We start from the raw sequence: 24,895 nt of genomic DNA, 5'->3' as shown, positions 1-24,895 counted from the left end.
ATCTGCAAACGGCTAAACGGCAGAAATTTATAATCATCGAATCTTCTATTTCATTAAGCATTCACTTTTAGCATACGTTCTATCGGAGGATAGGCTTTTTCTCTTATATCTTGTTTGACTGTCACAATATTTTTTATATTTGTCAAAACATCAAACACTTTGGACAGAGTAATTTTTTTCATATTAGGGCATATGGCGTGCGGAAAAATCGGATAAAAGTTTTTGCCGGGATTTTCTTTTTTCAATTTATATAAAATACCGCTTTCCGTGCCTATTATGAACTCTTTTTTGGAACTTAAAAGAACATGTTTGCACATTCCGCCTGTGGACAAAGCATGGTCTGCCAGTTCAATGACTTCCGGACGGCATTCAGGATGCACTAAAATTTCTGCTTCTGGGTGTTCATTTTTTGCTTTTAAAACCATTTCGGGAAGCATATTGTTATGCGTTGGACAAAAACCGTTCCATATTTCCATTTTTCTCCCTGACATTTTCTGCACGTAAGAGCCGAGATTTCTGTCCGGAACAAAAATGATTTCCGAGTCTTTCGCCTGCGCATCAATACTTTTTAAAACATTCACGGCATTCGAAGAAGTGCAGCATATATCGCTTTCAGCTTTAACCGCTGCTGAAGTATTTACATAAGCTACGACTACCGGATTTTTATATCGCTTTTTAAATTCTTTCAACTGCTGCGCTGTAATCATGTCCGCCATCGGGCAACCTGCATGCGTGTCAGGGATGAGAACTTTTTTATCATGACTTAGTATTGCGGCCGTTTCGGCCATAAAATGAACTCCACAAAAAACTATAATATCGGCTTTCGTTTTGGCAGCTTTTCTGCTTAAATCCAAAGAATCGCCGACAAAATCGGCAATATCCTGTATTTCGGGCAGTTGATATATATGCGATAAAATTACCGCATTACGCTCTTTTTTAAGTTTGTTAAGCCTTTCAATGGTTTCTTTACTCATGGTATTATTTAGAAGCTGAGAAGCAGGGAGACAAAAACTGCGTTTACGAGTTCCTGTCAAGATTCTGCGATTTACGTCATTCTATCTTTGCTAGTCATCCGCAGTTATGCCGTTATTCATTTCTTCTCTATCTTCTTCATTTTATTTATCGAAATATCGCTTAAAGTACTTATTTTGTCAAAAAGTTTATTTTTGAAAGTGCCCGGACCTTCAGAAGTTTTATCAGCGTTTTCGGCCGCTATTTCAAAACATACTAGAGCCGCAGCGGAGGCAAAAAGGTAATCTTTTTCAACTGCACAGAATGTTGCGATTACCGAACCTGCCATACAGCCTGTTCCGACGACTTTTGACATCAGAGGTGTACCATTTTTTACCAAAAAAATGTCTTCGCCGTTTGTACAAATGTCTTCTTTTCCGGTAACTACTACTACGCATTCCCTTTCGTTTGCAAAACTTTTTGCTATTTCAATCATATTTCCAGAAACATGGCCGCTGTCCACTCCTTTTGTGGTAACATTAATTCCAGCGGCGGCCGCTATTTCGGAATGGTTTCCTTTTATAATGTCAATTTTATATTTTAAAAGTTCTTTAATCATATCGTTTCTGAACTTTGTAGCGCCAGCGCCAACTGCATCCAAAACTACGGGTATGTTTCTTTTGTTTGCCATACCAACGGCAAGCTTCATGGCCTCTATGGTAAAAGAGTTCAAAGTGCCTATATTTATTACGACAGCGTCCGCTATCAAAGCCATATCGGACGTTTCTTCTTTAGCATGTGCCATCACAGGAGACCCGCCGAAAACTTTCACGATATTGGCACAATCGGAAATAGTTACCCAGTTTGTAATATGGTGAACCAAAGGCGACTGCTTTCTTACCCTTTCCAACACTTCGTAAATCTTGTCCATGAACACTGCCCCCGTTAAAAATGATTATTAAAAAAACAATAAAATTAAGCGGATTCCTGACAAAAAAATCCATATTTCCCGACAATGTTGTTATTATACCATTTTTTACGTCGTTTATGAATTTGATATACCTGATTTATTAATAAGTTTTTATTTTTTCCCGATTCTTCTTTCTGCAAAAGAATGAATAAAACATGCTGTTGCATCAAGCCCGAGAATAGAAGAGTTTATACAAATATGATAGGATGATGCAGCTCCCCATACCTTGTTTGTGTAAAAATCGTAATATTTAGAGCGGTTTTTGTCAGTCTTTTCAATTTCTTTTTTGATTTTCTCAAAATCAGCTTCCCCTCTTAGTTCCATTATCCTTTTGACTCTGTCATCTATGTTCGCGCAAATAAAAACATTTATGGCGCATGGATGCTCTCTTAACACATAATCGGCGCATCTGCCTACAAAAATACATGACTCTTTTCTTGCAAACTGTCTTATAATATCGCTTTGGATTTTAAAAAGAAATTCATCTATAAAATACCTTTTGGAGCAATAGCCCGCGCTGAAAATATTTGAAGCTACGCCTGATAAATCGCCGATAAGCCCTATTTGAGTCTTCTCTTCGGAATTTTCGAAATATTCTTTGCACAGACCGCTTTTTTGTGCGGAAAGCTCTATGAGTTTTTTATCATAAAAATTTATCCCCATCTTTTTTGACAGTTTTTCTGCAATTTTAAAGCCTCCGCTTCCGAACTCACGTCCGATATTTATTACAAATTTTTTACTCATGGACTCATGCTCTCCTGTTTAATTTCATTGTTTTCTTTTAACCTGCAATGCTGCGTGAAAAGCAAAATAAAAGCCAAAATCCCCGCAGTAAAATCCGCCAGTGGCATGCTAAGCCACACGCCTTTTATGCCGAAATGTTTAGGAAGTATTATGAGCAATGGAATTAAAAATAAGACTTGTCTTGTCAAAGTAAGAAATATAGTTTTTACCGCCATTCCGATACTTTGAAAAAATGTCGAAGTAACCATTTGAAAACCTACGATGGGAAAGAATAAAAATGTGTAGCGTAACCCTGTGACGGATAAATTGATAAGTTCTTCATCTCTTGTAAATATGGAGGCAACGGCATGCGGGAATAGCTCCACGAAAACAAATCCGATAGACATAACCGACGTGGCAAGAAATATGGACTTTTTTAAAACTTCAGACGTACGTAAATAAAGAGCCGCTCCATAATTATATCCGGCTATCGGCTGCATTCCCTGATTTATTCCAAAAACTATCATCACAAACAAAAATGCCACACGGTTGACTATGCCATAAGCACCGACAGCTAAATCGCTGCCGTAAGAAGTAAGCTGCTTATTTACAAGCACTACTACAATGCAGGCGGCTGCGTTAAGAAGAAACGGGGCAAGCCCTATCGAAATGATTCCTTTGACTACTTTACTTTTTAATTTGTATATGCCTTTTCTGAAACATATAAAGCTTTCTTTATCACTGAAAAATTTAAACTGCCAAACTAAAACAACACTTTGCGATATGACGGTTGCAAGAGCGCTTCCGCGTATTCCCAAACCGAAACCAAAAATAAATAACGGGTTTAAAATAATATTGATAATAATGGTAAGTATTGTCGCAAACATCGCTTTTTTAGGGTGCCCTGCGGAACGCAAAAGAGTGTTAAGCCCCATATATATATGAGTAATTACATTGCCGATGAGAATGATTACCATGAAATCGCGTGCATAAGGAAGCATTTCATTACTTGCTCCAAAAAAGCGTAGCAAAGGTTCAAGAAATATTAAAGCGCATAGAGTAAAAAGAGAGCCGATAATTATGTTTAGTACCAGAACATTGCCTAAAATTCTATTTGCAGACTCATAATCTTTTTGCCCCAATCTTAACGATAAAAGAGCCGCACCGCCCATCCCCACAAGAGAACCGAAGGCCGCCGCTAAATTCATTATCGGAAAAGTTATCGCTAGACCGGATAGTGCAAGCGGACCAACACCGTGCCCTATAAAAATGCCATCCGTAATATTATAAAGAGAGGCCGCCGTCATTGCGATTACCGCAGGCACCGCATATTGTATTAATAATTTTCCTATGTCCGATGTTGCCAATGTAAGAGGAGCGCCACTTTTTTTCATAAAAGTTCCATTAATCTTATTGTCGTTTTACTGCTTTTGAAATGTGAAAAGCGGGATTAATTTTTTCTAATCCCGCTTTTTCATTTATTATACTAATTTATTTCGCGTTTCGCATCAAGCCTGCGATTTTTTAAGCGACTGGTCTATGTCGGCTATAATATCATCTATATTTTCTATACCGATTGAAAGTCTTACATAGTCTGGCGTTACTCCAGTCGAGAGAAGTTCTTTTTCTTCAAGCTGCGAATGAGTTGTCGTAGCAGGATGTATTACAAGAGTTTTTGCATCGCCGACATTTGCCAAATGCGTGGCAAGTTCAACGGAATCTATAAACTTTTTGCCGGATTCTTTTCCGCCTTTTATGCCGAAACCTATAATAAATCCACCTCTGCCGCCGAGGTATTTTTTAGCTTTTGCATTTTCTTTGCTGCTGGCAAGACCGGGATAATTTACCCATGTAACCAAAGGATGTTTTTCCAAAAACTGTGCGGCTTTTAAAGCGTTTTCATTATGTCTTTCAGCTCTCACGTGCAGGCTTTCGAGACCCTGCAGAAGCAAAAATGCCGCATAAGGCGACAAAGCCGCTCCGGTATCTCTCAAAATCCCGGCTCTGGCTTTGAGTATGTAGGCAAGATTTCCGAAAGCTTCAGTAAATTTTAAACCGTGATATGCCTGATCCGGCTCGGAAATTAAAGGGAACTTTCCGCTTGCCCAATTGAATTTTCCAGCGTCAACTATCAAACCACCCAAAGTCGTTCCGTGACCGCCTATAAGTTTTGTAGCAGAATAAACAACGATATCTGCCCCGTATTTTATGGGTTTAAAATGATAGGGAGATACCGTATTATCTATTATAAGAGGAAGCCCCGCATCGTGCGCTATTTTCGACAAAGCTTCAACATCTGCTATGTCAAGTTTAGGATTTCCGATACTTTCCGCATAAACGGCCTTTGTTTTAGGCGTTATGGCTTTTTTAATAGAGTCCAAATTTGCCGAATCTACAAAATTAACTTTTATGCCGAACTTACTTATGGTATTTGCAAAAAGAGAATAGGTTCCACCGTAAAGGTTATCTGCGGAAACTATCTCATCTCCATTTTGCGTCAAAGTAAGTATTGATGCCGTAATCGCCGCGGCACCGCTGGCAAAAGATAATGCAGCCGCTCCACCGTCAACTAAAGCTATTCTTTTTTCAAGAATATCATTTGTAGGATTTGTAAGTCTTGAATATATGTTTCCGAACTCTTTCAGTCCGAAAAGGTTTGCCGCATGCTCGGCATTGTTAAATTTAAAAGACGTCGTCTGGTAAATCGGCACTGCTACGGATCCTGTAATAGTATCAGGCTGTTGCCCACCGTGAATTAAAAGACTCTCTGTTGCAAGTTTATTGTCTATTTTTGACATTTAATTTCTCCTTTTGAAACATTTTATATTATTTTATCATTATGATTTTTTGTTTTTTATACATATATTATAATAATGTATGTTTGCGCATTAGCAAACGCGCATTCGGCCATTGACGAATGAAAACGGAATAGTCTTAAAGAAATCTTTTTTATTTGTTTTGTTGGATGACATTGTTGGTTTACCTCTTGAATTTATAATTCGAACGAATATCTCAGCAATAAAAGATATGCATTCGAATCACGACTTCAAGAGTTGTGATTGAAGAGAAAAAAACCGTATAAAAATTAAAGCGTTGTAATAAATTATTCATTGTTTATATGTTTAGTTTATATGTTGTTGCTAATAATATAAACTTTTTTGGTTTTTGTCAATATTAATAGAAATGCATTATATATCTTTCGCCGCTATCACAAAGGATTGTAACTATATTTTTACCTTCTGTTTCAGGTCTTGCTGCAATTTGTAAAGCCGCCCAAAGATTTCCGCCGGAAGAAATACCTGCTAAAATCCCCTCTTCTTTGGCAAGTCGACTTGTCGTTATATATGCGTTTTCAAATCCGATTTTTATTATTTCATTTATAATATCTCTGTTTAATATTTCTGGCACAAAACCTGCGCCAATGCCGTATATTGTATGTGAACCAGAAACACCTCCAGATAAAACTGCACAATCTTCGGGTTCAACAGCCACGATTTTTACTTTTGGCCTGTGCTCTTTTAAAAATTCGCCGACTCCTGTTATCGTTCCACCGCTGCCGACACCTGCAATAAAATAGTCGATCTCGCCGTCAAGAGCTTCCCATATTTCAACCGCTGTAGTTCTTTTGTGAACGTCGCTCGCTTCTTTACTTGTAAACTGACACGGAATAAAACTGTTTGGATAAGTTTTAGCAAACTCTTGGGCTTTTACAACAGCACCGGTCATACCTTTTTTCCCTTCTGTCAAAACTACTTTTGTTCCAAACATATGCAAAAGCCGTTTTCTTTCATCCGTTACCGTATCCGGCATGGTAAGCAAAAGATTATACCCTTTTTGAGCGCATACGAAAGAAAGAGCAATGCCTTCATTTCCCCTTGTCGCATCGATTATCAAAGTATCTCTATTTATAAGACCTTTTTTTTCGCCGTCCTCAATAAGTGCAACTGCTACTCTGTCTTTAATACTTGAAAGAGGATTAATAAATTCAGCCTTAACGTATATATTACCATGAAGACCGCTTGAAAGTTTGTTGATTTTCACAAGAGGAGTATTTCCAACGGTCTCGGTTATATCGCCATACGCTTTGGCCATCTGAAATTTCCTTTTCAATATTTATTTCAAATATAAAAATCTAATATTTTTTCTCCATACTCTTTTTCATTGCTCATTTTTACTAGGTCACACAGCTTTATCCTGCTTAAAAAACTATATAGATTTTCAGAAACCATTTCCCATATCTTGCTCACAACACATGAAGATGATTTTTCAGATGAGATATCTTCGTCAGCGCACTCAAACAGAGCCTTATCTTCTTCCAAAACCAGCACAATTTCAGCAAGATTAATTTCAGATGGATGTTTTGCAAGCGCAAAACCGCCGTTTTTACCTCTTACGCTTTTTACAAGTCCCGCATTTACAAGTATAAGAAGAATATTTTGCAAATACCTTTCAGAGATATTTTGATTTTTGGCTATAACGTTTACGGGAGAGACTCTTATCCCATAATTGTCAGCCAATTCAATCATTGCTCTTGTCCCATAACGAGTTTTTGTTGATAGTCTCATATCTTTTCTCTATCAGAATGTATTCTATAGTATATTATAATTTTTTTATAATTTACTGTCAAAGTGCGACACTACATCGGGAGATGACGGGACAGTATCGCTTAACGCTAAGCGCGCCCAAGAGGAGTCGAACCTCTAACCTTTTGATTCGTAGTCAAATGCTCTATCCAATTGAGCTATGGGCGCAAAAGCTTATTAGGAATCTATTTTATTCGATTTTAGCTTTAAAGTCAATAAAAGCAACAGGTTTACAAATTAATGGCAACAGCCACCGCTGCATTTGTGTTTGCTTTTCGGACGGCAGGCATCATAATTTGTACAATTTGAGCCGGAAGAAGCGGAAAATACAGAAAATTGTTTAGACACTTCGCCATTTTTACATTTCGGGCATTCGACTCTTTCTGCGTCATTTAGAACAAGTGTTTCAAATTTTTCGCTGCATTTTTTGCATATGAACTCAAAAATAGGCATATTATCCTCTTCTATTAAATCTTTTCCTATAATTTTTGTTTTCTTTTGAACGGTACCCATCATTTTTGTTTTCGCTGCCTTCTCTTTGCCTTCCATAACTTTTTTCGGATTTTTTTATTTCTTTTGCAGGCTCCACAAAAACAACTTTACCTTTTATGTTGCTTGAACTTAAAGCGTTTATCACATTTTCTGCATATTCGTTGGGAACCTCAACAAACGAAAAAGATTCCAAAATCTTAATATTTCCCACAATATCTCCGCTAAGACCCGTTTCTCCTGCTATCGCTCCGACAAAATCACCGGCTCTGACTCCATCTTTTTTGCCGATATTGATAAATAAACGAGTCATGCCGTAATCTCTTGCGCCGGTGTTTTCATATACTTTTTTTGCAAAAACGTCTTCTTTTTGTTTCTGCTCTTTCTTTTCATTGTCAAAAAACATTTTTAACAGCGCCGCAGCCACATCTAAAGACGTAACGTCGTCCGATATAAGAGATTCTACAGTCTGCGTGTACTTTTCCGTGCCTTTATCTTTAAGAATCTCTTTAACTTTTTCAAGAAGCATCGTTGTTTTCAGATTTTCTACATCAGCAAGCGAGGGAACACTCACTCTTTTTATATTGACTTTTGTGTATTTTTGTATGTCACGTAACTTATAAATATCTTTTCCGGAAACAAAAGTATATGCTTTGCCTGCTTTTCCGGCTCTGCCGGTTCTTCCTATTCTGTGCACGTAATCTTCATCGTCTTTCGGGACGTCAAAGTTAAAAACCATGTCAATATCGTCTACGTCTATTCCTCTTGCCGCAACGTCTGTAGCTATAAGAAGTTCTATTGAACCGCTTCTAAATTTTGCCATGACTCTGTCCCTTTGAGATTGGTTCATATCGCCGTGAAGAGCGTCTGCTGAATAGCCACGTACCTGTAAAGACGCGACAACTTCATCAACTTTCTTTTTGGTATTACAAAATACAAGAGACAGTTTTGGATCATACATGTCAAGACATCTTGCCAAAGCTTCGAGTTTTTGATGCTCGCGTATATCGAAATAGTATTGTTCGATTAAAGGAACAGTGAGCTTTTCGCTTACGACTTTTATCGTTTCTGGATGATGCTGATATTTTCTGGTAAGAAACATAAACTCTTTAGGCATCGTGGCGGAAAAAAACACCGTCTGTCTTTTCTCCGGTAGAGATTTAAGAATAATTTCTATGTCATCACGAAATCCCATGTCCAGCATCTCATCGGCTTCATCTAAAACAATTGTAGACGCATTTTCAAGCTTTAACGTTTTTCTGTCAAGATGATCTATTACTCTGCCGGGAGTACCGACGACTATTTGCGCGACTTTTGAAAGAGCCATCATCTGTCTCTGTATAGGTTGTCCGCCATAAACCGGAACAATGTTTATGCCTCTTTTATATTTTGAAAAAAGTTTGATCTCTTCGCATACCTGTATCGCAAGCTCTCTGGTAGGACACAAAATTATAGCTTGAACATTTTTATTTTTAGCGTCGATTTTTTCAAGAAGAGGTATTCCAAACGCCGCGGTTTTTCCGGTGCCCGTCTGAGCCTGACCTATAATATCCGTACCGGTCATCATAACGGGGATGGACAAAGATTGTATAGGCGTGGCCTCTTCAAAACCGAGATCTTCGATGGCTTTCAGTATTTCGTTTGACAAATTTAGTTCATCAAATTTTAATGTTTTCATGGGTTCTTTAAATACCGTGTTTCCTTTTTATATTTTTTGCGACAAAATCGTTTCTATTTCCTTTATGTCCGCATCGGTTGCGGAGCAACCGTCTTTTGTGAGAGGAACATACTGCACTGAGATATTTGTGCCTTTAAAAGCTTTAAATCCGAGCTCTCCTTCAAAATAACATGCAATTCCGACAACCGCTTCCGGACGGTCTTCATTTGCAAGCTTCATGAGAGATCTTCCGCCTTTAACGATAAAAAGTCCTTTATAACCAAACTTTTTTATGAGCTTGCTTATTTTATCTATGCTACATCCGCCGCATTCCCCGCAGATGTAATAGCTTTCTTTTTCCTGTGCAATGCAAACCGCAGTATTGCGCATACAATGCGGAGCAAAAACAACACGCTTGTCAAAAGCAACGGCGGCAAACTTCTTTTGCTGGGATTTGTTTTGTTTTTCCGTAAAGGCCTTATAGATTTGCTCTTCACTTTTTCTTGGAATTTTACACAATTTCATGAGTATATTTGTATCAAATAATGACTTAAAAATCAAAAAATATAAAATATCACAACATATTGGAGATTTTAGTTTTTAAGAAGATGTTGGAATAATAAAGCTTTGTTTAATTGTATGTGATACGGATTATTCATTAAAATAAATTTTACTATGCTGTCTTCTCGCAAATCACAATATATTCTGCAAGCATTGAAAGAATTGTACTGATATTCAAACTATTTGAATTTTTTGTTTTTTGTTGAACCGTTTTCTGAAACAAATCCTCGCTGCTTTCTGATAATTTTATAAGTTTTAAAAATAGATAGACAAGATATTTTTTAGGCTCTGTCTTAAAAGTTTCTATCTGATCAAGTATGTTTAAGAAAGCCTCTTTCAGTTTTATATTTCGTATCTTTAAATTTATCCCTTCTTTTTTATTCCATTTTATTTTTTCTCTTATAGCTAACGTTAAGAAAGCGCTTTCTTTGTTGGCATATTTTGGAAAATAGTCTTTAAAAAAGGCGATGTTATATGGGTATCCAAAACTCTTGCAGAATAGCCGCCTTCAAAATCTGTTCTATGCAAACGAATATCTTACTTGGGAGTTATTATTTTCTTTAAAAGACTTGAGGTCAAAGCAGAAACCAAAAATTTATTACTTTCTATATTTGCAATCAATGTATCTATGTCTTTTTTAATCACTTCAGGGATATTGTCGGCATTCAATTTAACAGCGTCCTTACATGCCTGTTCTAAAAGTTCTCTTTCGCTCATATAAAAAACTCCTCGTGATTATCTGCTTCTTTTATTCTTTCTTCTGATAAAGACACATATTCAGGGTTTATTTCTATCCCTAAATATTTTCTTCCAAGATTTTTAGCGGCAACACAAGTAGTTCCGCTTCCGCAAAAAGGGTCTAATACAATATCGTCGCTATTAGATAACAATTTTACTAATTCTTGTATTATATATAACGGATAAACTGCCGTATGCTTATTACCCTTTGTTATTTCAACAGGACTTTCTATTAAATCTTTTTTCATAGCATTTCCTGTTATCTTAATTATTGTAAATCCGTTTCTTCTAAAAGGGATTAACGACAAATTGCCGTTAAGATATTTATCTCCTAAATTAAAAACTATTGCTCCTGTTGGTTTAACAACACGCGAACATTCATTGAATATAAGAACTAAATTATTTATATATTCGTCTTCTGTAGTCTCATTTCCAATACCGCCGCAGCCATAATCCCGTTGTTGAAAATAAGGTGGTGAAGTTATAACTAAATCAAAACTATTATCAGGCACTCTTTTAAGAAAAGATAAAGCATCAGCGCAATGAACCTTGTTTGAGATTTTAGATAATCTCAAAGCATCATCATAATAAATCCTTCTAACGACATTGCCATATAGTTGTAAATTTCCCATTATTTTACTCCTGCAAGTGATAATTATTTATCAGATTTTCAATTTTTTTTGTTTTTTCAATCCTTTGTTTCAAAAAATTTGTCACTTCTTGCGACAATTTATCTATTTCTTTTTGAACTTTATTTGAAGCAATTGGAATTTCTATGTTGTAAATATCTGCAAGTTTTAATTGGATTTTTGGCTTCTTGTTGCCTATATTTTTTACCGTTTTGCACTTTGATATTATACTATTTTCTTTATGTCTTAAGCAGGCAGCTACATAATTGACAGAGATGTCTAATTCTGGGTTTATCCTTATACAAGTTAAGAAGCCCGACGGGATTGTCTTATAATTGCCGTCTTTGGCATAAATTGCAACTTTAAAAATAGTTCCGCGGGAAGATATTAAAATGTCGTTGTCTTGCAAAAGGTATCGGTTCTTCTTGTAATCGGTTTTATTATAAAACATACAATCTTTCAAATAAATTTCATTATTTTGAATATCGGCTAATCGGATAACTCTATATCCTCCATTTTTATACTCCCGCGAAAGTCTGTCGTTATCAAAAATAGCTGCTCCTGCAAATATGTCCGTGCAGATGTCCTGTAATTTTAATGTTTTCATAGAAAATATAATAGTATAAAATTTATAAAAATATAATTATATTTAATAAAAATGTAATCATTTTATATTTTAATACTCACAGCTGGCATAAACACCCATGTTAACTAAATTAAGGGCAACAACAAAGTTAATTTTTCACTTGTGGCGGTATTTAAATTGTTTGAAAGTTCAAACTCGGAGCAAAAAAATCAGATTTTGATTTCTGTGGGTTCCAACTCTAAGGTGGGAAAAATTGTATTGATTTTACATATAAAAAAACTCTTTGACAAAATTGCCAAAGGTCGTTTAGTAAAGGAATACTCCGGGACCAGGACTCGAACCTAGACAAAGGGATCCAAAATCCCTTGTGCTACCGTTACACCATCCCGGAATTAGATTTGTTTTTTTGATTTTTTATAGTATTTCAGGTTTGCACTATGAGGATTCGGCAGGATCTGCTTCCTGAGGAGATTTTACCTGAACTCCCGCTTCTTCAACTTTATCTTCATATGCTCTAAGAACAAACTTTTCTAAATCGCTTCTGAAATCGTTTGTAATTGGATGTGCTATATCCTTAAATGTTCCATCATTCTTCTTTCGCGACGGCATACATACCATTAAATCTTTTTTTCCTTTTACTATTCTCAAATTATGTACGACAAAACATCCGTCAAAAGTAATTACAGCATAAGCTTTAAGTTTTTCTTCATTTTTAAGAAATACTCTGACTTCGGTTATTTTCATCTCTCCTCCGCTGCATCAATTTGATTTTACTTAACCGGACAAACCGTCCAAGTATCCCAGTGATATTCACGCAACTTAGATTTTATTGTTTCTGATTGAGATTCAGAGCCAAAGATGCCAAAAACCGTTGCGCCAGAGCCAGACATAAGGCTTGCACAACCCAAATCAGTCATAATGCTTTTAATTTTTGCGATTTCAGGATACACTGGAAACACAATTTCTTCAAGTCTGTTAAAGCAATGCTTTAAAGCATCATTTTTATTAAAAGAACCACCACAAATAAGGTTTCTAATTATATGAATTTTTCTTGGTTTTGTCAATGGAAACTTAATGTTTCTATATACAGAAGGAGTTGAAACGACAAATCCTGGATTTACTAAAATTATAGACATTTTTTTAATATTTGTAATTGGTAATACGATTTCACCAATGCCTTTACATACCGCCGTTCCGCCTGTAAAAAAAAATGGGACATCCGCTCCAAGCCCTGCAGCTATCCGCTCAAGCACGGATTTGTCCACATCTATATTCCACAGCTGCACAAGAGCTTTTATTACTGCAGCCGCATCTGAAGAACCTCCACCAAGACCTGCGCCAATTGGAATTACTTTTTTTAAAGAGATTTTTACGCCTTTTCGTATATTGAAATGCTTTTGCAGCACTAAAGCCGCTTTATAGGCAAGATTTGAACTGTCCAAAGGAATGTGTGCATTATCGCATTTCAGTTCTATCCCGGCAGGAATGTCCTCAACTGTAATTTCATCGAACAGGCTTACCGTCTGCATTATCGATTCCAAATTATGGTAACCATCCGGTCTCTTACCCGTTATTTCAAGATAAAGATTAATTTTCGCTGGAGCTTGGATATTGACTTTCATCGATGGACTCTTTTTCTGTATTTATATTCATTTCTTTTTTATCGACGCGAACAGGACTGTTCAAAGAGGAAATTTTAACCGCCTCAAAAACACATTTAATTTTAAACATTTTTGAAACAGCGCTTATCTCATAAGGCACTTTGCTATTAAAAAAAGGTTTATATTTTGAAAGCGATACAACAATGGAACCTTTTGATATTTTTTCTATATTGCCGTTGTCGGAATTTAACACAAGTTCAAAACCATTTGCCAAATACGTAATTTTTTTACCTTTTTTGCCGACGACATTATTCGCGAACTGCTGAAAAAAATCAGGAGTGAAAACGGCCGAAGCAAACTCCAGAATTTCATTAAACTCCTGCGGAATCTGATCCTTTACTGCCTGAGGTACAAAATCTATATTTCCGTTTTTCATATATATATTTGCCCCGGCCAAAACGAATTTTGACGGAACGCCGATACTTATTCCTTCGCCTTTGACATAATTAAAAGGCAAATATGCTTTTACCACATTATAGCCGCTGACGCCTATTTTCATTTTGTATCCAGCTTTAAGTGAAAAAAGCTTTTTATAATTGCTGTCTGCCCTGAACAAAACGGCATTATAAAAGTCTTTTTCCGAAAGTTTGCTTTGAACCATGCTAAGCTTTTTGCCTGCGGCTTTCGCGCCTCCTGAATCGCATGATAGAGCATAAGCTATCCATGCATCGTTAAGCTGCCCCAACTCTACATATACGTCTCCGAGATGTTCATAAATTAAAGCATCTCTAGTAAAATTCGCCGCAATAACTATATATTTTTTTGCAAGTTCATATTTTTTCTGCCTATAATAAAGCCATCCCAGAGAATCAAGATAAGCCGCATTTTGAGGCTCCAGACTTACCGCCTTGTTGAGCAGAATTTCGGCTTCGGCAAGTTTAATATTTCTGTCTGCATAGGAGTATCCCAAATAGTTCATCGCTTTGGTGTGGTCAGGATTTATTTCAAGCGTCTGTAGAAAAGCTTTTTCCGCATCTTCGAAATTCCCATTTTTGTCAAAAGCGCCTCCGAGAAAAAAATAAGCATCGTCAAAATCAGGTTTTAAATTTATGGTTTTTTCCAAAGTTTTAATAGCTTTATCATATTTTGCCCAGTCGGTATAATTCAGGCTTTGAAGATATAAAACTTCATAATTTAGAGGTTCCTTTAACGAAGCAAGCTGAAATTTTTTGTCAGCTTTGGAATACTGTTTTAAAAGCGAATAATAATATCCGAGCCTTGCGATTATGGAAATATTGTCTGGCTGTTTTATTAAAAGATCTTCAAATTCTGCTGCCGCTTTTTCAATATCACCCATTTTTTCATAAGTTATCCCAAGCCAATAATAAACCATTTCGGCTTCAGCTGTGCTTAAACCTTTTTTAGCTTTAAGAAAACTGGCTCTGGCTTTCACATATTCGTTATTTTCAAAATAACATCTTCCCAGAAACATTAACACATAAACGTTGTCGGGAAAAACTTTAATATATTTTTCGTATTCCACAATAGCAAGTGGAATTTGTTTAATATTTTCATAAATTCTTGCTTTTGAAAGATAAGCTTCTCTTGCTTCTGGTTTTAACTCTATAACTTTATCATACGATTTTAAAGCCTCTTGCTCCATGTTAAGTTTTTCTTGAATCATTCCAAGCTGCAAATATCCTATGGATGAATCCGGCTGCTGCTGAAGATATTTATTCCAATACTCGGCAGACTTTTCAAGTTTGTTGTCGGAGTAATAATATGCAGCAAGATATATTGTCGCTGTTTCATTATCGGGATCCAATTCAAGCGTTTTATTTAGGAAATTTTTTGCTTTGTAGGGTTGATTTGCCACAAGATAAAAAGTGGCTATATAATTTGTAGTTTTAGGGTTTTCGACGTCAAGAGCATATATTTTTTCGGCCGTTTCAAAAGCTTCTTTATTGTTTCCCGCCTGCCAATAGAGGTACATCAAATCTTTATACGCCGCTACAGCTTCGGGATCAAGCGAAATTACTTTTTCATATTCTTTTACGGCGGTATTTAATTCTCCTGCCTTTACCGCCATCACGGCTTTTAAATAAGCTTTATACGCATTGTAATTTACTGCTGAAGCTGCCGGCAGCGGATGCGCAATAATTATAAAAATTATAACAAAAATAATTTTTTTCATTTATATTATTTTCCTTAAAACTATAGCATCTTCATCAATATAGTATTTCTTTCTTATTCCTATTTTTTCAAATCCAAAACCAAGATACAAATTTATCGCGGCGGCGTTGCTATGTCTTACTTCAAGAAAAATTGTCCGCGATTTTTCATTTTTAACATCATTTTCCATATATTTTAACATACTTTTGGCTATCGAGCGCCTTCTGAAATCAGGATCAACAGCAATATTAAGTATTTCAGTTTCACCGGAAAATGTCCAATATATACAAAAACCCGCGATTTTTCCATCTTCAAAATAAACTTTAAAATGTGTGTTTTTATTTGAAGCGGAACTTAAAAACATATCTTTTGTCCAAGCCTTTTTAAATGATTTCCATTCAATCTTCATGATATCATCTATAAGATCGTTTGAAAAATCTTCTATTTTCATAATTTTATTATTAAATAAAAACTTCCAAATTTCTACTAACCTTCTGCTATCACTTCCCTGCCGCATATAATATTGCCTCTATTATTGAATCTGGCGATGCTTTACCTTTTCCTGCTATATCGAATGCCGTTCCGTGACCGGGAGAAGTGCGGACAAAAGGCAATCCCGCCGTAACATTAACTATTTTTTTAGCATCTATACATTTCAAAGGTATCATCAGCTGGTCGTGATACATCGTACAGATTAAATCGTATTCGCCATTTTTTGTTTTAAGCCATGCCGAATCTGCCGGCTGCGGTTTTGATATGTCAATACCAGCTTTTTTTAAAATTTCATAAGCTGGAAAAATAAATTTCTTTTCTTCTATGCCTAAAATGCCGTTATCGCTGGCATGTGGATTTAAAGCGCATAAAACCGTTCTTATATTTTTTTTACCGCGTTTATTAAAAAAAGCGTGTGCAATCATTACTGTTCCAACTATATCCTTCGTTTTAATATTTGAAGATATGGCGGATAAAGGAATATGCCGCGTAACCATTGCACCGCAAATTTTACCGCAAACCATCATCATCGCAACTTCCTTACTATTGGTTAAATCTGCCAAGAGCTCGGTATGTCCGGGATAATTTGAGCCGGCAAGTTTAAACGATTCTTTAGATACCGGCGCGTTAACAAGAGCTTCTGCGTATCCCTTCACACAGCTTTCAACGGCTTTTTCTATCGCAGATAAAGCCGCTTTCCCACTTAAAGCCGAAGGCCTGCCCATGTATATTTTTTTCTTTACAAAAGAGCTTTCAATCAATTCGCAGTTTTTACGGCTTTTGAAATATTTATTCAAATTCTGCCTATCGCCAAAAATCACAGGGCTGCAAACTCTTTTAACTTTCAAAGAATTTACAGCCCTGAAAACTATCTCCGGTCCTATTCCCGCAGGATCTCCCAGTGTAATCGCTATACGGGGTTTAGACATTTTTTACTTCCAATCTGAATTGTCTTTTATATTAGCTTTTGATTTCAATTCCTGCATCCATGCCGCATAAGCTTTTTTTGCTTCATTCTGATAAAGAAGTTCGCCTATATCATTTTTAACTTCATCAAAAGTAAAGGCTTTACTGGCTCTCTTTTCTTCGACTCTTAGGAAATGATAACCGTTATCTGTCTTAATGGGATCTTTTGTGTATTCGCCAACGTTCATATTAAAAATAACTTTATCTATTTCTACAGGCAAATCGCCTTTAACGACTATGCCTATATCTCCGTTTCTAGCTCTTGAAGCAGGATCTTCGGAATATTTAGCGGCTATATCGGCAAAACTATCTCCACTTTTAACGGCTTTTTTTATTATTTCAACTCTTGATTGGGCAGCTTTAACTTCTTCCGCAGGCGAACCTTTGGGCGAGTTTACAAAAACCTGTCTAAGTCTTACCTGTTCCGAGGACATTCTTTTAATGAAATTGGCAACATTTGCAACCATATCGTCATCTTCTTTAGAAAGACCCGTTTCACCGCCTTTCATTTTAACCTGCACCAAATCAAAAAAATTCTTTACCTGAGTTTCATCGGGAGTTTTTGTTTTTGATTTCATTGTCTGCTCGATAAGTTTCATGACAGACATCTGTTCATCAATCCTTTTTTCGAATTCTGCCGCCGTAATGCCTTCTTTTTTAAGTTCTGCATTAAATTCGGCTTCGTTGGCAAATCTTTTTTTTATCTGGGCAATACCATCTCCAAGCTCCTTTTTGGAAACTTTTATTTTATTTTTTTTTGCTTGCTGTTTTAAAAGAATGTCTTCTATTCTCTGATTAAGCAAGGCCTTCTTAAATTCATTAATTCTAGCTTCGCTTTGCTCTGAAACAGGAACCGTCTGTTTATACTGTTCAAGCATTGGAATAAGAACTTTGTTAAACTCCGAAGCCATTATAGGTTCATTGTTAACTACCGCAATTGTTTTATCCACATCTGAATCAACTGCAAAAACATTACACGTTACAAATACCGATAACATAAACACCGACAATAATTTTTTTACCATTTCCCATTCTCCTATTAAAATTCTTTTAATTTTCCGAAAATTCGTTGTTTGCAGGCAGTTTAGACTCATTAATTTCCATCTGTGGTATAATTGTTACAGCTCTAGCTTTAACTTCATCGACAGTCACACCAAGTTTTTTTCTTGTGTCTTCAAACCATTTGTCAAACCTTTCTTTTTCTAAAATTCTCTTAATTTCAGGTTTTGCCTGTTCGTACTGTATATTGGGAAGCTTATTTTCGGAAACTTTAAAGATTATATGATATCCGTAAGAAGTTTCAATTATATTGGACAACTCATTATTTTTAAGTTCAAGCGCGGCTTTTTCAAATTCTGCAACTAGCTCTCCCCTTTTAAAAGGTCCTATTAAACCGCCGTTTGCCGCGGAACCCGTATCCTGTGAAATTTCTTTTGCGACATCGTCAAACTTTTCGCCTTTCTCAAGTCTTGCATAAGCGGCTTCCGCTTCAGATTTATCCGTAACAAGAATATGTTTCACCATATATTCTATCGGCGCATCAAAAATTGCTTTATTTTCCGCATAATACTGTTCAATATCCGATTCGTTTGCCGTTATTCCTGTATGTATTTCCCTGAGATATGTCTCTATCAAAAGGCCATCACGGTATTCATTATATTGTCGTTCTTGTTCGCGTTTGAAATCCGCCAAAGTTTCTATATATTCGCTTCTTTTACTTACGCCGGCCTGTTTGGCAGCTTCAATCATAATATTTTCTCTTACTATGGCTTCAACGAATTGTTTTCTTCCCAAAGCTGTATTTACGTAATTTTGGTATGCGGGAGGCGTGTTTTGTAATTTTCCGGCAAGCATTTTGTCCGTTATTTCCGTTCCACCCACTTTTGCAACTACAATAGCCTTTTCTTTACAAGCGGACAGAACAAATATGGCAAGTACCAATAACAATAATATCTTTTTCATCAACACTTCTCCTTTTATTTATTGAAACAAAATACTTTTCAATAATACTATTTTATAAAAATTTAGTCAAACATTAAAAAATCGGTTAAAAATCGCCCTCCACTTGCGGCAAAAAGTTTGACAGAATAAAATTATTTGCTATAATTATAAATTGTAATGATTACAAATAAGTTTTTATCATTAGGTTTAAGGCAGACTTTTCAACGCAGGAAGATATTAGAATTTCTTATGAATACTGATTCCCATCCTACGGCTTATAATATCTATAAAAGGATAGTTAAAGATATTCCCACGGTTTCCAAAACTACTATATATAATACGGTTAATAAACTTGTCAAAGAAAGAATAATAAAATGTATTAAAATGAAGAATTCCGAAATGCGTTTTGATGCGAATACCGAACCTCATTGCCATTTTGTATGTAGCAAATGCGGAAGAATATACGATGTGAAAATATGCTATAAAAATATTTTAAAACACGCTATTGATGGGCATAAAGTAGAGGATGTTTTTATCTGTTACAGCGGCGTTTGCAAAGCTTGCAAAAGTGATAATAAAAAAGGATAATACAATTGAAATTGAAGTAATTTTTATGGGGGGAGGAAAATTATGGAAAAATGGAAATGTTCGGCCTGCGGTTATATTTATGATCCTACAACAGGTGATGCAGATTCAGGAATAGCTTCGGGAACGCCTTTTGAGCAAATTCCCGATGATTGGACTTGCCCTATCTGCGGCGTAAGCAAGGAAATGTTTGAAAAGATATAAAGGAAACGATGATGAAACAGATTTATTTTGACAATCAGTCAAATACAAAAATTGACGAAAATGTTTTTAAAGCAATGAAACCGTATTTTTTGGATTATTATGGTAATCCACAAAGCATTTATTCTTTGGGTTCGGTTTCAAAAAATGCTGTTGAAGAAGCCAGAAAACAGGTTGCCACATTAATAAACATTAAGCCAGAAGAAATAATTTTTACTTCATGCGCGACGGAATCAAATAATCTGGCGCTGAAAGGTATTGCGGACGCTTATAAAAAGTCAGGCAAGCATATAATAGTATCCGCCATAGAACATATTTCAATATTGAATGCGGCAAGAAGACTAGAAAAAGACGGTTTTGAAATAACTTATCTTCCGGTTGACAAGGAGGGAAACATTTTTGAGGAAGAACTTAAAAAATCGTTGAAAAATGATACGATTTTAGTGTCAATCCAGACTGCAAACCCGGAAGTCGGCACAATTCAAAATATCAAAAAACTTGTCTCAATAGTTAAATCTCAAAGCAAAGCACTTTTTCATACGGACGCGGTAAGTGCATGTGGGACGATTCCCATTGATGCAGCAGATTTCGGTGTTGACGCGTTAACTTTTTCCGCTTCCGTTATGTACGGGCCAAAAGGCGCGGCTGCGCTTTATCTTAAAAAAGGCGTAAAAATTACGCCACAGATTGAAGGCGGGGTTCAAGAAAATTCGAAACGTTCAGGAACAGAAAATGTTGCGGCTATAGCAGGATTTGCAAAAGCCTGCGAGATTGCAAAATCTGAAATGGTGAAAAATGCCGAAAAAATGAGAAATCTCAGGGATAAGCTGATTTCAGAACTCCCAAAAAAAATCCCTTACATTTATCTCAACGGCAGCAAGAAAAACCGTCTTCCGGGAAACATAAATTTTTCGATAGAATTTGTTGAGGGTGAAGCTCTGTTTTTGTTGTTGGATGCAAAAGGAATTATGGCAGCAAGCGGTTCTGCGTGTGCAAATAAAAATCTTAAAATTTCTCATGTTTTAACCGCAATGAATGTGGATGTCGCCGTAGGGCAGGGTTCTATTTTGTTTACGCTTTCAAAATACAATAGCGAAGAAGAGATAGATTATCTAATTGAAGAATTTCCCCCTGTTGTACAAAAACTGAGAGATATGTCACCGCTATATTCACATTTTCTTAAAACAGGCAGCAGAATGAAAGCAGGACCTGGTACGGATTATGACGATAATGACCATGAACACTGTGATATTTGCGATGAGAAGTGATAATTTTTTTAAGCGATTTAAGATTTGCGTTATAAAATAAAATTGTTTTTAAAACGGCAGTTTTGAGGAGAAAAAAAGATGGCGTTCTATTCGGAAAAAGTTATGGATCATTTTGCAAACCCACGTAATGTCGGAGAAATAAAAGATGCCGACGGCATAGGAGAAGTCGGTAATCCCATATGCGGCGATATGATGACTTTTTACATTAAAGTTAAAGATAATATACTTGAAGACGTTAAATTTAAAACTTTTGGCTGCGGCGCCGCGATCGCTGTATCTTCAATGGTAGCAGAAATGGCTAAAGGCAAAACGCTTGACGAAGCCATGCAGCTTACAAATGCTCAAGTTGCTGAAGCTTTAGGCGGATTACCTCCGAACAAAATGCATTGTTCAAATTTAGGTGCCGCCGCTTTGCATAAAGCAATAGAAAATTATAAATCCAAAGGTAAATAATTATGCGGAAAATAAAAAGTTGCTCCTGCCCGCATTGTGAAACGGAACTTAAAATGGGTTGTTTCCATCCGGGGTTTTGCAGATTGTGCGGTATTATTCCCAATGAAAAAATAAAAATATGTGCCCGCTGCAAAGCACGTTATGCGGCTGAATATGATGAATGCCCTTCTTGTCTTGCCGCTTCTATCCGTAACAAAAAATAAATTTGCAATAGGAGGTTTATTATGATGGGAAAATTTTCCGAAAGAATGTATAACGCTTTAAATGAACAAATCAGAAATGAATATTTTTCGGCATATCTTTATTTGTCGATGTCGGCTTGTTGCAATGCCATAAATCTTATTGGTATGGCGCAATGGTTCAGGTATCAGTATGAAGAAGAACTTTCTCATTGCGATAAAATTTTTAAATACATGACGGAAAGAAGCGCTAGAGTAAAACTTTTACAGATAGACCAGCCGCCGCATGAATGGAATACTGCGCTTGACATGTATAAAGATGCGCTTAATCATGAAAAATATGTTACAGGTCTGATAAACAATATGGTCAATATTGCCAATGAAGACAAAGACTATGCAACTCTTTCTTTTCTTCAGTGGTTTGTCGATGAACAGGTTGAAGAAGAGTCTGCGGTCGAAACGATAATTGCGCAACTGGAAATGACAATCAACTCTAAAGGAAGCCTCTTATTTATAGACAGACAGCTGGGAAAAAGAAAAAAAGACTGAAAATAATTAAGGAGAATTAAAAATGGCGGCTCGCTTGATTAAAGAGAATGTATATTCTGTAGGATGTGTTGACTGGGGCACAAGAAATTTTCACGGAAGCACTTATAGAACAAACAGAGGTGTAACGTATAATTCATATCTTATTCTTGATGAAAAGGTAACACTTATAGATATGGTTTGTAAAGATTTTGCAAAAGATTTTATTGAAAACATAAAACAGATTACAGTTCTCTCAAAAATTGAGATGATAATTATAAATCATATAGAGCCGGATCATTCAGGAGTATTTGCGGAAATAATCAAACTGTGTCCTAATGCAAAAGTTTACGGTACAGAAAAAAGCAGGCAGGGGCTGCTTAAATATTACGGAGTATGCGGAGACTTTGTCACGGTAAAGTTCGGGCAGAACATAAATATAGGAAAAAGAACTTTGGAATTTATCGACGTTCCAATGATCCATTGGCCTGACAGCATGCTTACTTATTCATCTTTCGATAAAATTTTGTTTTCAAATGACACGTTCGGTCAGCATTATGCCACAAATAAGATTTTTGACGATGAAGTAGATCACAGCGTGTTAATGGAAGAAGCAAAAAAATATTATGCAAACATACTTTGGCCTTTTGGAAATCTTATCACGATAAAACTTAACGCGATTAAAAAATTAAATCTTGCTATAGATATGATTGCTCCGAGTCACGGTTTGGTATGGCGCAGCCATATTTCAAAAATTTGGGATGATTATCTTTTTTGGTCGGCAAATTCAACAGTGAACAAAGTTGCCATAGTTTATGAAACGATGTGGAATTCTACATATGAAATGGCAAAAAAGATTCTTGAAGGCATTACTTCGGAAGGCGTTGAAGCTTTTTTGTTTGACATTATGAAATGCAATAAAACCGATTTGGCGGCATATATGCTAGATGCCAAAGGATTTGTTTTTGGTTCATCGACGCACGATAACGACATGCTTCCTATCATAGCGAGTTTTTTACATTATTTTAAAGGTTTCAAGCCCAAAGGACGCAAAGCTTTTGCTTTCGGATCTTACGGATGGAGCGGTGAGGGCGTGAAAAATATCGAAGAAATTTTTATGCAATCTGGAATAGAAAAAACTTTGGACGGCATAAGAGCCGTCTATGCACCTTCAGATGAAGAACTCAAAAAATGTTATGAAACCGGAAAAGAGTTCGCATTGAAAATAAAAGGGTAAAACGAATGCACCGTTTTTTTTATGATTTTGCATGCCTTATCAGCAGTAAATAAAACAATACGGGGGAAAGAAAATGAAAGGTTTAGTATGTAAAGTCTGCGGGTATGTGTCTTTAGATGGAAAAACGGACGTTTGTCCTGTATGTCACTTATCAAATATGTTTTCCGAAAAAGAAAACGCGTATAAGACGCCTGAGTATAAGTCTGAAAATGGGGAGAGTGAAAAAAAACATATTCCGGCGATTACGATCGTAGAAGAATGCGGGTTGATTGAAGGAAAAGGGTGTGTAGACGTTCATGTAAAAGTAGGCGAAATACTTCATCCGTCGCTTGCCGAGCATCATATTGTCAGAATCGTGTTTTATCATGACAATAAATATATTGCTTCAACCGATATTTCGGAGAATGTAAACCCTGCGTCCGTAGTGCATCTTAAAGAAGGTACAAAAGGAAAAATTCAGATAATTGAAAAATGTAATTTGCACGGAGACTGGTATAACGAAGTTACGCTTTAAAAAATTTTATTAAAGGGGGACGTAAAATGCCAAAATCATTGAAAGGAACAAAGACGGAGAAAAAGTTGCTTGAGGCTTTTGCGGGGGAGTCGCAGGCTAGAAACAGGTACACTTATTTTGCATCTGTTGCAAAGAAAGAGGGATTTGAGCAAATTTCGGCCATTTTTCAGGAAACTGCGGATAATGAAAAGGAACATGCAAAAAGATTTTTTAAATTTTTGGAAGGAGGAGACCTTGAAATTACCGCAATGTATCCCGCCGGAAAAATAGGCACTACAGCGCAAAATTTAAAAGCTGCCGCTATGGGAGAAAATGAAGAGCATTCAAAACTTTATCCTGAAGCTGCAAAGGTTGCTGAGTCGGAAGGTTTCCCTGAAATATCGGCCTGTTTTAAGTTTATTGCCGAAGTTGAAAAGCATCACGAAACGAGATATCTGGAACTTCTTGACAATGTGGATAATGACAGAGTTTTCAAAAAAGATGCTCCTATAAGATGGAAATGCCGTAACTGCGGATATGTTTATGAAGGTAAACAAGCACTTGAAAAATGCCCGGCCTGCCTTCACCCGCAGTCATTTATGGAAGAGTTGGCAGACAATTTTTAAGCTGCAAATTAACGAGTCCGGGTTCCGAAAAAATTCTTTTCGGAACTCGGCTTAACGGGTTTAAATGCGGAAGACAGCGCTTGCTTTGCAGGCTAATAAGTTACAAAAAAGCTTCTTTTTAACTATAACTAAAATTTATAGTCTAAATAAATCCCTTGACATCTTGAAAAAAATTTTTCTGATAGATTATAGCAGTTTTAAAGTACTATGGCTTTGACACACTACCTTACGGATTATGCGTTGTGGGTAGTGAGAAAGGTTTTAAAAGT

Annotated in this window: 28 protein-coding genes and 2 tRNA genes; 8 read left to right on the top strand and 22 right to left on the bottom strand. The window is 36.2% G+C overall.

The genetic code is table 11. The features are described from left to right. Positions 1–53 precede the first annotated feature (53 nt). The 22 genes from nadA to LBD46_04240 all read right to left on the bottom strand — a co-directional run bounded on the left by nadA (position 54) and on the right by LBD46_04240 (position 19,080). On the bottom strand, positions 54–974 hold the full coding sequence (gene nadA, locus LBD46_04345; protein ID MDR2426392.1) for a quinolinate synthase NadA: 921 nt from the start codon (positions 972–974) through the stop codon (positions 54–56). A 116-nt stretch (positions 975–1,090) separates the two neighbouring features. Beyond that, positions 1,091–1,882 carry a hydroxyethylthiazole kinase gene (gene thiM / locus LBD46_04340; GenBank protein ID MDR2426391.1) on the bottom strand — a complete coding sequence of 264 codons (792 nt, stop codon included), beginning with the start codon at positions 1,880–1,882 and terminating at the stop codon, positions 1,091–1,093. Between the two features lie 150 nt (positions 1,883–2,032). Then, a complete protein-coding gene (locus LBD46_04335; protein MDR2426390.1) occupies positions 2,033–2,665 on the bottom strand; it encodes a cytidylate kinase-like family protein in 633 nt (210 codons plus the stop codon). Next, the gene (locus tag LBD46_04330) at positions 2,662–4,038 is read right to left on the bottom strand and encodes an MATE family efflux transporter (protein ID MDR2426389.1); all 1,377 of its coding nucleotides are present in this window, start codon (positions 4,036–4,038) and stop codon (positions 2,662–2,664) included. The genes LBD46_04335 and LBD46_04330 overlap by 4 nt, the downstream gene beginning before the upstream one ends. Positions 4,039–4,152: 114 nt before the next feature. Next, positions 4,153–5,442 carry an aminotransferase class I/II-fold pyridoxal phosphate-dependent enzyme gene (locus LBD46_04325; protein MDR2426388.1) on the bottom strand — a complete coding sequence of 430 codons (1,290 nt, stop codon included), beginning with the start codon at positions 5,440–5,442 and terminating at the stop codon, positions 4,153–4,155. Between the two features lie 376 nt (positions 5,443–5,818). Beyond that, the gene (cysK, locus tag LBD46_04320) at positions 5,819–6,736 is read right to left on the bottom strand and encodes a cysteine synthase A (GenBank protein MDR2426387.1); all 918 of its coding nucleotides are present in this window, start codon (positions 6,734–6,736) and stop codon (positions 5,819–5,821) included. A gap of 26 nt (positions 6,737–6,762) precedes the next feature. Further along, entirely contained in the window at positions 6,763–7,209 is a 447-nt protein-coding gene (locus LBD46_04315; GenBank protein MDR2426386.1) for an Rrf2 family transcriptional regulator, read from the bottom strand. A gap of 112 nt (positions 7,210–7,321) precedes the next feature. Next, positions 7,322–7,395: transfer RNA gene (locus LBD46_04310), tRNA-Arg, on the bottom strand. Between the two features lie 69 nt (positions 7,396–7,464). Then, positions 7,465–7,680, bottom strand: a complete 216-nt coding sequence (locus tag LBD46_04305) for a zinc ribbon domain-containing protein (protein ID MDR2426385.1) — start codon at positions 7,678–7,680, stop codon at positions 7,465–7,467. Position 7,681: 1 nt separating this feature from the next. Next, positions 7,682–9,394, bottom strand: a complete 1,713-nt coding sequence (locus tag LBD46_04300) for a DEAD/DEAH box helicase (GenBank protein ID MDR2426384.1) — start codon at positions 9,392–9,394, stop codon at positions 7,682–7,684. 27 nt (positions 9,395–9,421) lie between these two features. Next, the gene (locus LBD46_04295; GenBank protein ID MDR2426383.1) at positions 9,422–9,898 is read right to left on the bottom strand and encodes a DUF116 domain-containing protein; all 477 of its coding nucleotides are present in this window, start codon (positions 9,896–9,898) and stop codon (positions 9,422–9,424) included. A 573-nt stretch (positions 9,899–10,471) separates the two neighbouring features. Beyond that, positions 10,472–10,651 carry a hypothetical protein gene (locus tag LBD46_04290; GenBank protein MDR2426382.1) on the bottom strand — a complete coding sequence of 60 codons (180 nt, stop codon included), beginning with the start codon at positions 10,649–10,651 and terminating at the stop codon, positions 10,472–10,474. After that, complete coding sequence (locus LBD46_04285; protein MDR2426381.1) at positions 10,648–11,304, bottom strand: site-specific DNA-methyltransferase; 657 nt, start codon at positions 11,302–11,304, stop codon at positions 10,648–10,650. The genes LBD46_04290 and LBD46_04285 overlap by 4 nt, the downstream gene beginning before the upstream one ends. Before the next feature lie 4 nt (positions 11,305–11,308). Beyond that, complete coding sequence (locus LBD46_04280; GenBank protein ID MDR2426380.1) at positions 11,309–11,908, bottom strand: restriction endonuclease subunit S; 600 nt, start codon at positions 11,906–11,908, stop codon at positions 11,309–11,311. Positions 11,909–12,207: 299 nt separating this feature from the next. After that, positions 12,208–12,278: transfer RNA gene (locus tag LBD46_04275), tRNA-Gln, on the bottom strand. 44 nt (positions 12,279–12,322) lie between these two features. Further along, complete coding sequence (locus tag LBD46_04270; GenBank protein ID MDR2426379.1) at positions 12,323–12,631, bottom strand: SpoVG family protein; 309 nt, start codon at positions 12,629–12,631, stop codon at positions 12,323–12,325. 26 nt (positions 12,632–12,657) lie between these two features. After that, entirely contained in the window at positions 12,658–13,509 is an 852-nt protein-coding gene (ispE, locus tag LBD46_04265; protein ID MDR2426378.1) for a 4-(cytidine 5'-diphospho)-2-C-methyl-D-erythritol kinase, read from the bottom strand. After that, positions 13,475–15,682: a tetratricopeptide repeat protein gene (locus LBD46_04260; GenBank protein ID MDR2426377.1), complete on the bottom strand. Its 2,208-nt coding sequence runs from the start codon at positions 15,680–15,682 to the stop codon at positions 13,475–13,477. The genes ispE and LBD46_04260 overlap by 35 nt, the downstream gene beginning before the upstream one ends. After that, positions 15,683–16,111 (bottom strand): ribosomal protein S18-alanine N-acetyltransferase, encoded by a 429-nt coding sequence (gene rimI, locus LBD46_04255; protein ID MDR2426376.1) that lies wholly within the window; start codon positions 16,109–16,111, stop codon positions 15,683–15,685. A 49-nt stretch (positions 16,112–16,160) separates the two neighbouring features. Continuing rightward, the gene (pdxA, locus tag LBD46_04250) at positions 16,161–17,081 is read right to left on the bottom strand and encodes a 4-hydroxythreonine-4-phosphate dehydrogenase PdxA (protein ID MDR2426375.1); all 921 of its coding nucleotides are present in this window, start codon (positions 17,079–17,081) and stop codon (positions 16,161–16,163) included. 3 nt (positions 17,082–17,084) lie between these two features. Further along, a complete protein-coding gene (locus tag LBD46_04245) occupies positions 17,085–18,143 on the bottom strand; it encodes a SurA N-terminal domain-containing protein (protein MDR2426374.1) in 1,059 nt (352 codons plus the stop codon). 25 nt (positions 18,144–18,168) lie between these two features. Next, positions 18,169–19,080, bottom strand: coding sequence for a peptidylprolyl isomerase (locus LBD46_04240; protein ID MDR2426373.1), 912 nt, complete (start codon positions 19,078–19,080; stop codon positions 18,169–18,171). A 156-nt stretch (positions 19,081–19,236) separates the two neighbouring features. Between LBD46_04240 and LBD46_04235 the strand changes: the two genes are divergently transcribed. The 8 genes from LBD46_04235 to LBD46_04200 all read left to right on the top strand — a co-directional run bounded on the left by LBD46_04235 (position 19,237) and on the right by LBD46_04200 (position 24,626). Next, positions 19,237–19,647 carry a transcriptional repressor gene (locus LBD46_04235; GenBank protein ID MDR2426372.1) on the top strand — a complete coding sequence of 137 codons (411 nt, stop codon included), beginning with the start codon at positions 19,237–19,239 and terminating at the stop codon, positions 19,645–19,647. 42 nt (positions 19,648–19,689) lie between these two features. After that, positions 19,690–19,848 (top strand): rubredoxin, encoded by a 159-nt coding sequence (locus LBD46_04230; protein ID MDR2426371.1) that lies wholly within the window; start codon positions 19,690–19,692, stop codon positions 19,846–19,848. An 11-nt stretch (positions 19,849–19,859) separates the two neighbouring features. Then, positions 19,860–21,113, top strand: a complete 1,254-nt coding sequence (locus LBD46_04225; GenBank protein MDR2426370.1) for a cysteine desulfurase — start codon at positions 19,860–19,862, stop codon at positions 21,111–21,113. 78 nt (positions 21,114–21,191) lie between these two features. Then, positions 21,192–21,566, top strand: coding sequence for a Fe-S cluster assembly scaffold protein NifU (gene nifU, locus LBD46_04220; GenBank protein ID MDR2426369.1), 375 nt, complete (start codon positions 21,192–21,194; stop codon positions 21,564–21,566). A gap of 224 nt (positions 21,567–21,790) precedes the next feature. Then, entirely contained in the window at positions 21,791–22,294 is a 504-nt protein-coding gene (locus LBD46_04215) for a ferritin (protein ID MDR2426368.1), read from the top strand. Positions 22,295–22,316: 22 nt separating this feature from the next. Beyond that, positions 22,317–23,507, top strand: a complete 1,191-nt coding sequence (locus tag LBD46_04210) for a flavodoxin domain-containing protein (protein ID MDR2426367.1) — start codon at positions 22,317–22,319, stop codon at positions 23,505–23,507. A gap of 73 nt (positions 23,508–23,580) precedes the next feature. Further along, the gene (locus tag LBD46_04205) at positions 23,581–24,021 is read left to right on the top strand and encodes a hypothetical protein (protein ID MDR2426366.1); all 441 of its coding nucleotides are present in this window, start codon (positions 23,581–23,583) and stop codon (positions 24,019–24,021) included. A 26-nt stretch (positions 24,022–24,047) separates the two neighbouring features. Beyond that, positions 24,048–24,626 (top strand): rubrerythrin family protein, encoded by a 579-nt coding sequence (locus tag LBD46_04200; GenBank protein MDR2426365.1) that lies wholly within the window; start codon positions 24,048–24,050, stop codon positions 24,624–24,626. Positions 24,627–24,895: the final 269 nt, after the last annotated feature.

This window comes from Candidatus Endomicrobium procryptotermitis, from assembly GCA_031279415.1.
In the GTDB taxonomy this organism is placed as follows: Bacteria; Elusimicrobiota; Endomicrobiia; order Endomicrobiales; family Endomicrobiaceae; genus Endomicrobium_B; species Endomicrobium_B procryptotermitis.
Note: the sequence above shows the minus strand (reverse complement) of the source record. Positions and strands in the feature narration are given on the sequence as shown.

What these genes read in the sequence shown, in the direction of transcription:
- nadA (MDR2426392.1), bottom strand. Translation starts at nt 974, where the DNA reads ATGAGTAAAGAAACCATTGAAAGGCTTAACAAACTTAAAAAAGAGCGT.
- thiM (MDR2426391.1), bottom strand. Translation starts at nt 1,882, where the DNA reads ATGGACAAGATTTACGAAGTGTTGGAAAGGGTAAGAAAGCAGTCGCCT.
- LBD46_04335 (MDR2426390.1), bottom strand. Translation starts at nt 2,665, where the DNA reads ATGAGTAAAAAATTTGTAATAAATATCGGACGTGAGTTCGGAAGCGGA.
- LBD46_04330 (MDR2426389.1), bottom strand. Translation starts at nt 4,038, where the DNA reads ATGAAAAAAAGTGGCGCTCCTCTTACATTGGCAACATCGGACATAGGA.
- LBD46_04325 (MDR2426388.1), bottom strand. Translation starts at nt 5,442, where the DNA reads ATGTCAAAAATAGACAATAAACTTGCAACAGAGAGTCTTTTAATTCAC.
- cysK (MDR2426387.1), bottom strand. Translation starts at nt 6,736, where the DNA reads ATGGCCAAAGCGTATGGCGATATAACCGAGACCGTTGGAAATACTCCT.
- LBD46_04315 (MDR2426386.1), bottom strand. Translation starts at nt 7,209, where the DNA reads ATGAGACTATCAACAAAAACTCGTTATGGGACAAGAGCAATGATTGAA.
- LBD46_04305 (MDR2426385.1), bottom strand. Translation starts at nt 7,680, where the DNA reads ATGCCTATTTTTGAGTTCATATGCAAAAAATGCAGCGAAAAATTTGAA.
- LBD46_04300 (MDR2426384.1), bottom strand. Translation starts at nt 9,394, where the DNA reads ATGAAAACATTAAAATTTGATGAACTAAATTTGTCAAACGAAATACTG.
- LBD46_04295 (MDR2426383.1), bottom strand. Translation starts at nt 9,898, where the DNA reads ATGAAATTGTGTAAAATTCCAAGAAAAAGTGAAGAGCAAATCTATAAG.
- LBD46_04290 (MDR2426382.1), bottom strand. Translation starts at nt 10,651, where the DNA reads ATGAGCGAAAGAGAACTTTTAGAACAGGCATGTAAGGACGCTGTTAAA.
- LBD46_04285 (MDR2426381.1), bottom strand. Translation starts at nt 11,304, where the DNA reads ATGGGAAATTTACAACTATATGGCAATGTCGTTAGAAGGATTTATTAT.
- LBD46_04280 (MDR2426380.1), bottom strand. Translation starts at nt 11,908, where the DNA reads ATGAAAACATTAAAATTACAGGACATCTGCACGGACATATTTGCAGGA.
- LBD46_04270 (MDR2426379.1), bottom strand. Translation starts at nt 12,631, where the DNA reads ATGAAAATAACCGAAGTCAGAGTATTTCTTAAAAATGAAGAAAAACTT.
- ispE (MDR2426378.1), bottom strand. Translation starts at nt 13,509, where the DNA reads ATGAAAGTCAATATCCAAGCTCCAGCGAAAATTAATCTTTATCTTGAA.
- LBD46_04260 (MDR2426377.1), bottom strand. Translation starts at nt 15,682, where the DNA reads ATGAAAAAAATTATTTTTGTTATAATTTTTATAATTATTGCGCATCCG.
- rimI (MDR2426376.1), bottom strand. Translation starts at nt 16,111, where the DNA reads ATGAAAATAGAAGATTTTTCAAACGATCTTATAGATGATATCATGAAG.
- pdxA (MDR2426375.1), bottom strand. Translation starts at nt 17,081, where the DNA reads ATGTCTAAACCCCGTATAGCGATTACACTGGGAGATCCTGCGGGAATA.
- LBD46_04245 (MDR2426374.1), bottom strand. Translation starts at nt 18,143, where the DNA reads ATGGTAAAAAAATTATTGTCGGTGTTTATGTTATCGGTATTTGTAACG.
- LBD46_04240 (MDR2426373.1), bottom strand. Translation starts at nt 19,080, where the DNA reads ATGAAAAAGATATTATTGTTATTGGTACTTGCCATATTTGTTCTGTCC.
- LBD46_04235 (MDR2426372.1), top strand. Translation starts at nt 19,237, where the DNA reads ATGATTACAAATAAGTTTTTATCATTAGGTTTAAGGCAGACTTTTCAA.
- LBD46_04230 (MDR2426371.1), top strand. Translation starts at nt 19,690, where the DNA reads ATGGAAAAATGGAAATGTTCGGCCTGCGGTTATATTTATGATCCTACA.
- LBD46_04225 (MDR2426370.1), top strand. Translation starts at nt 19,860, where the DNA reads ATGAAACAGATTTATTTTGACAATCAGTCAAATACAAAAATTGACGAA.
- nifU (MDR2426369.1), top strand. Translation starts at nt 21,192, where the DNA reads ATGGCGTTCTATTCGGAAAAAGTTATGGATCATTTTGCAAACCCACGT.
- LBD46_04215 (MDR2426368.1), top strand. Translation starts at nt 21,791, where the DNA reads ATGATGGGAAAATTTTCCGAAAGAATGTATAACGCTTTAAATGAACAA.
- LBD46_04210 (MDR2426367.1), top strand. Translation starts at nt 22,317, where the DNA reads ATGGCGGCTCGCTTGATTAAAGAGAATGTATATTCTGTAGGATGTGTT.
- LBD46_04205 (MDR2426366.1), top strand. Translation starts at nt 23,581, where the DNA reads ATGAAAGGTTTAGTATGTAAAGTCTGCGGGTATGTGTCTTTAGATGGA.
- LBD46_04200 (MDR2426365.1), top strand. Translation starts at nt 24,048, where the DNA reads ATGCCAAAATCATTGAAAGGAACAAAGACGGAGAAAAAGTTGCTTGAG.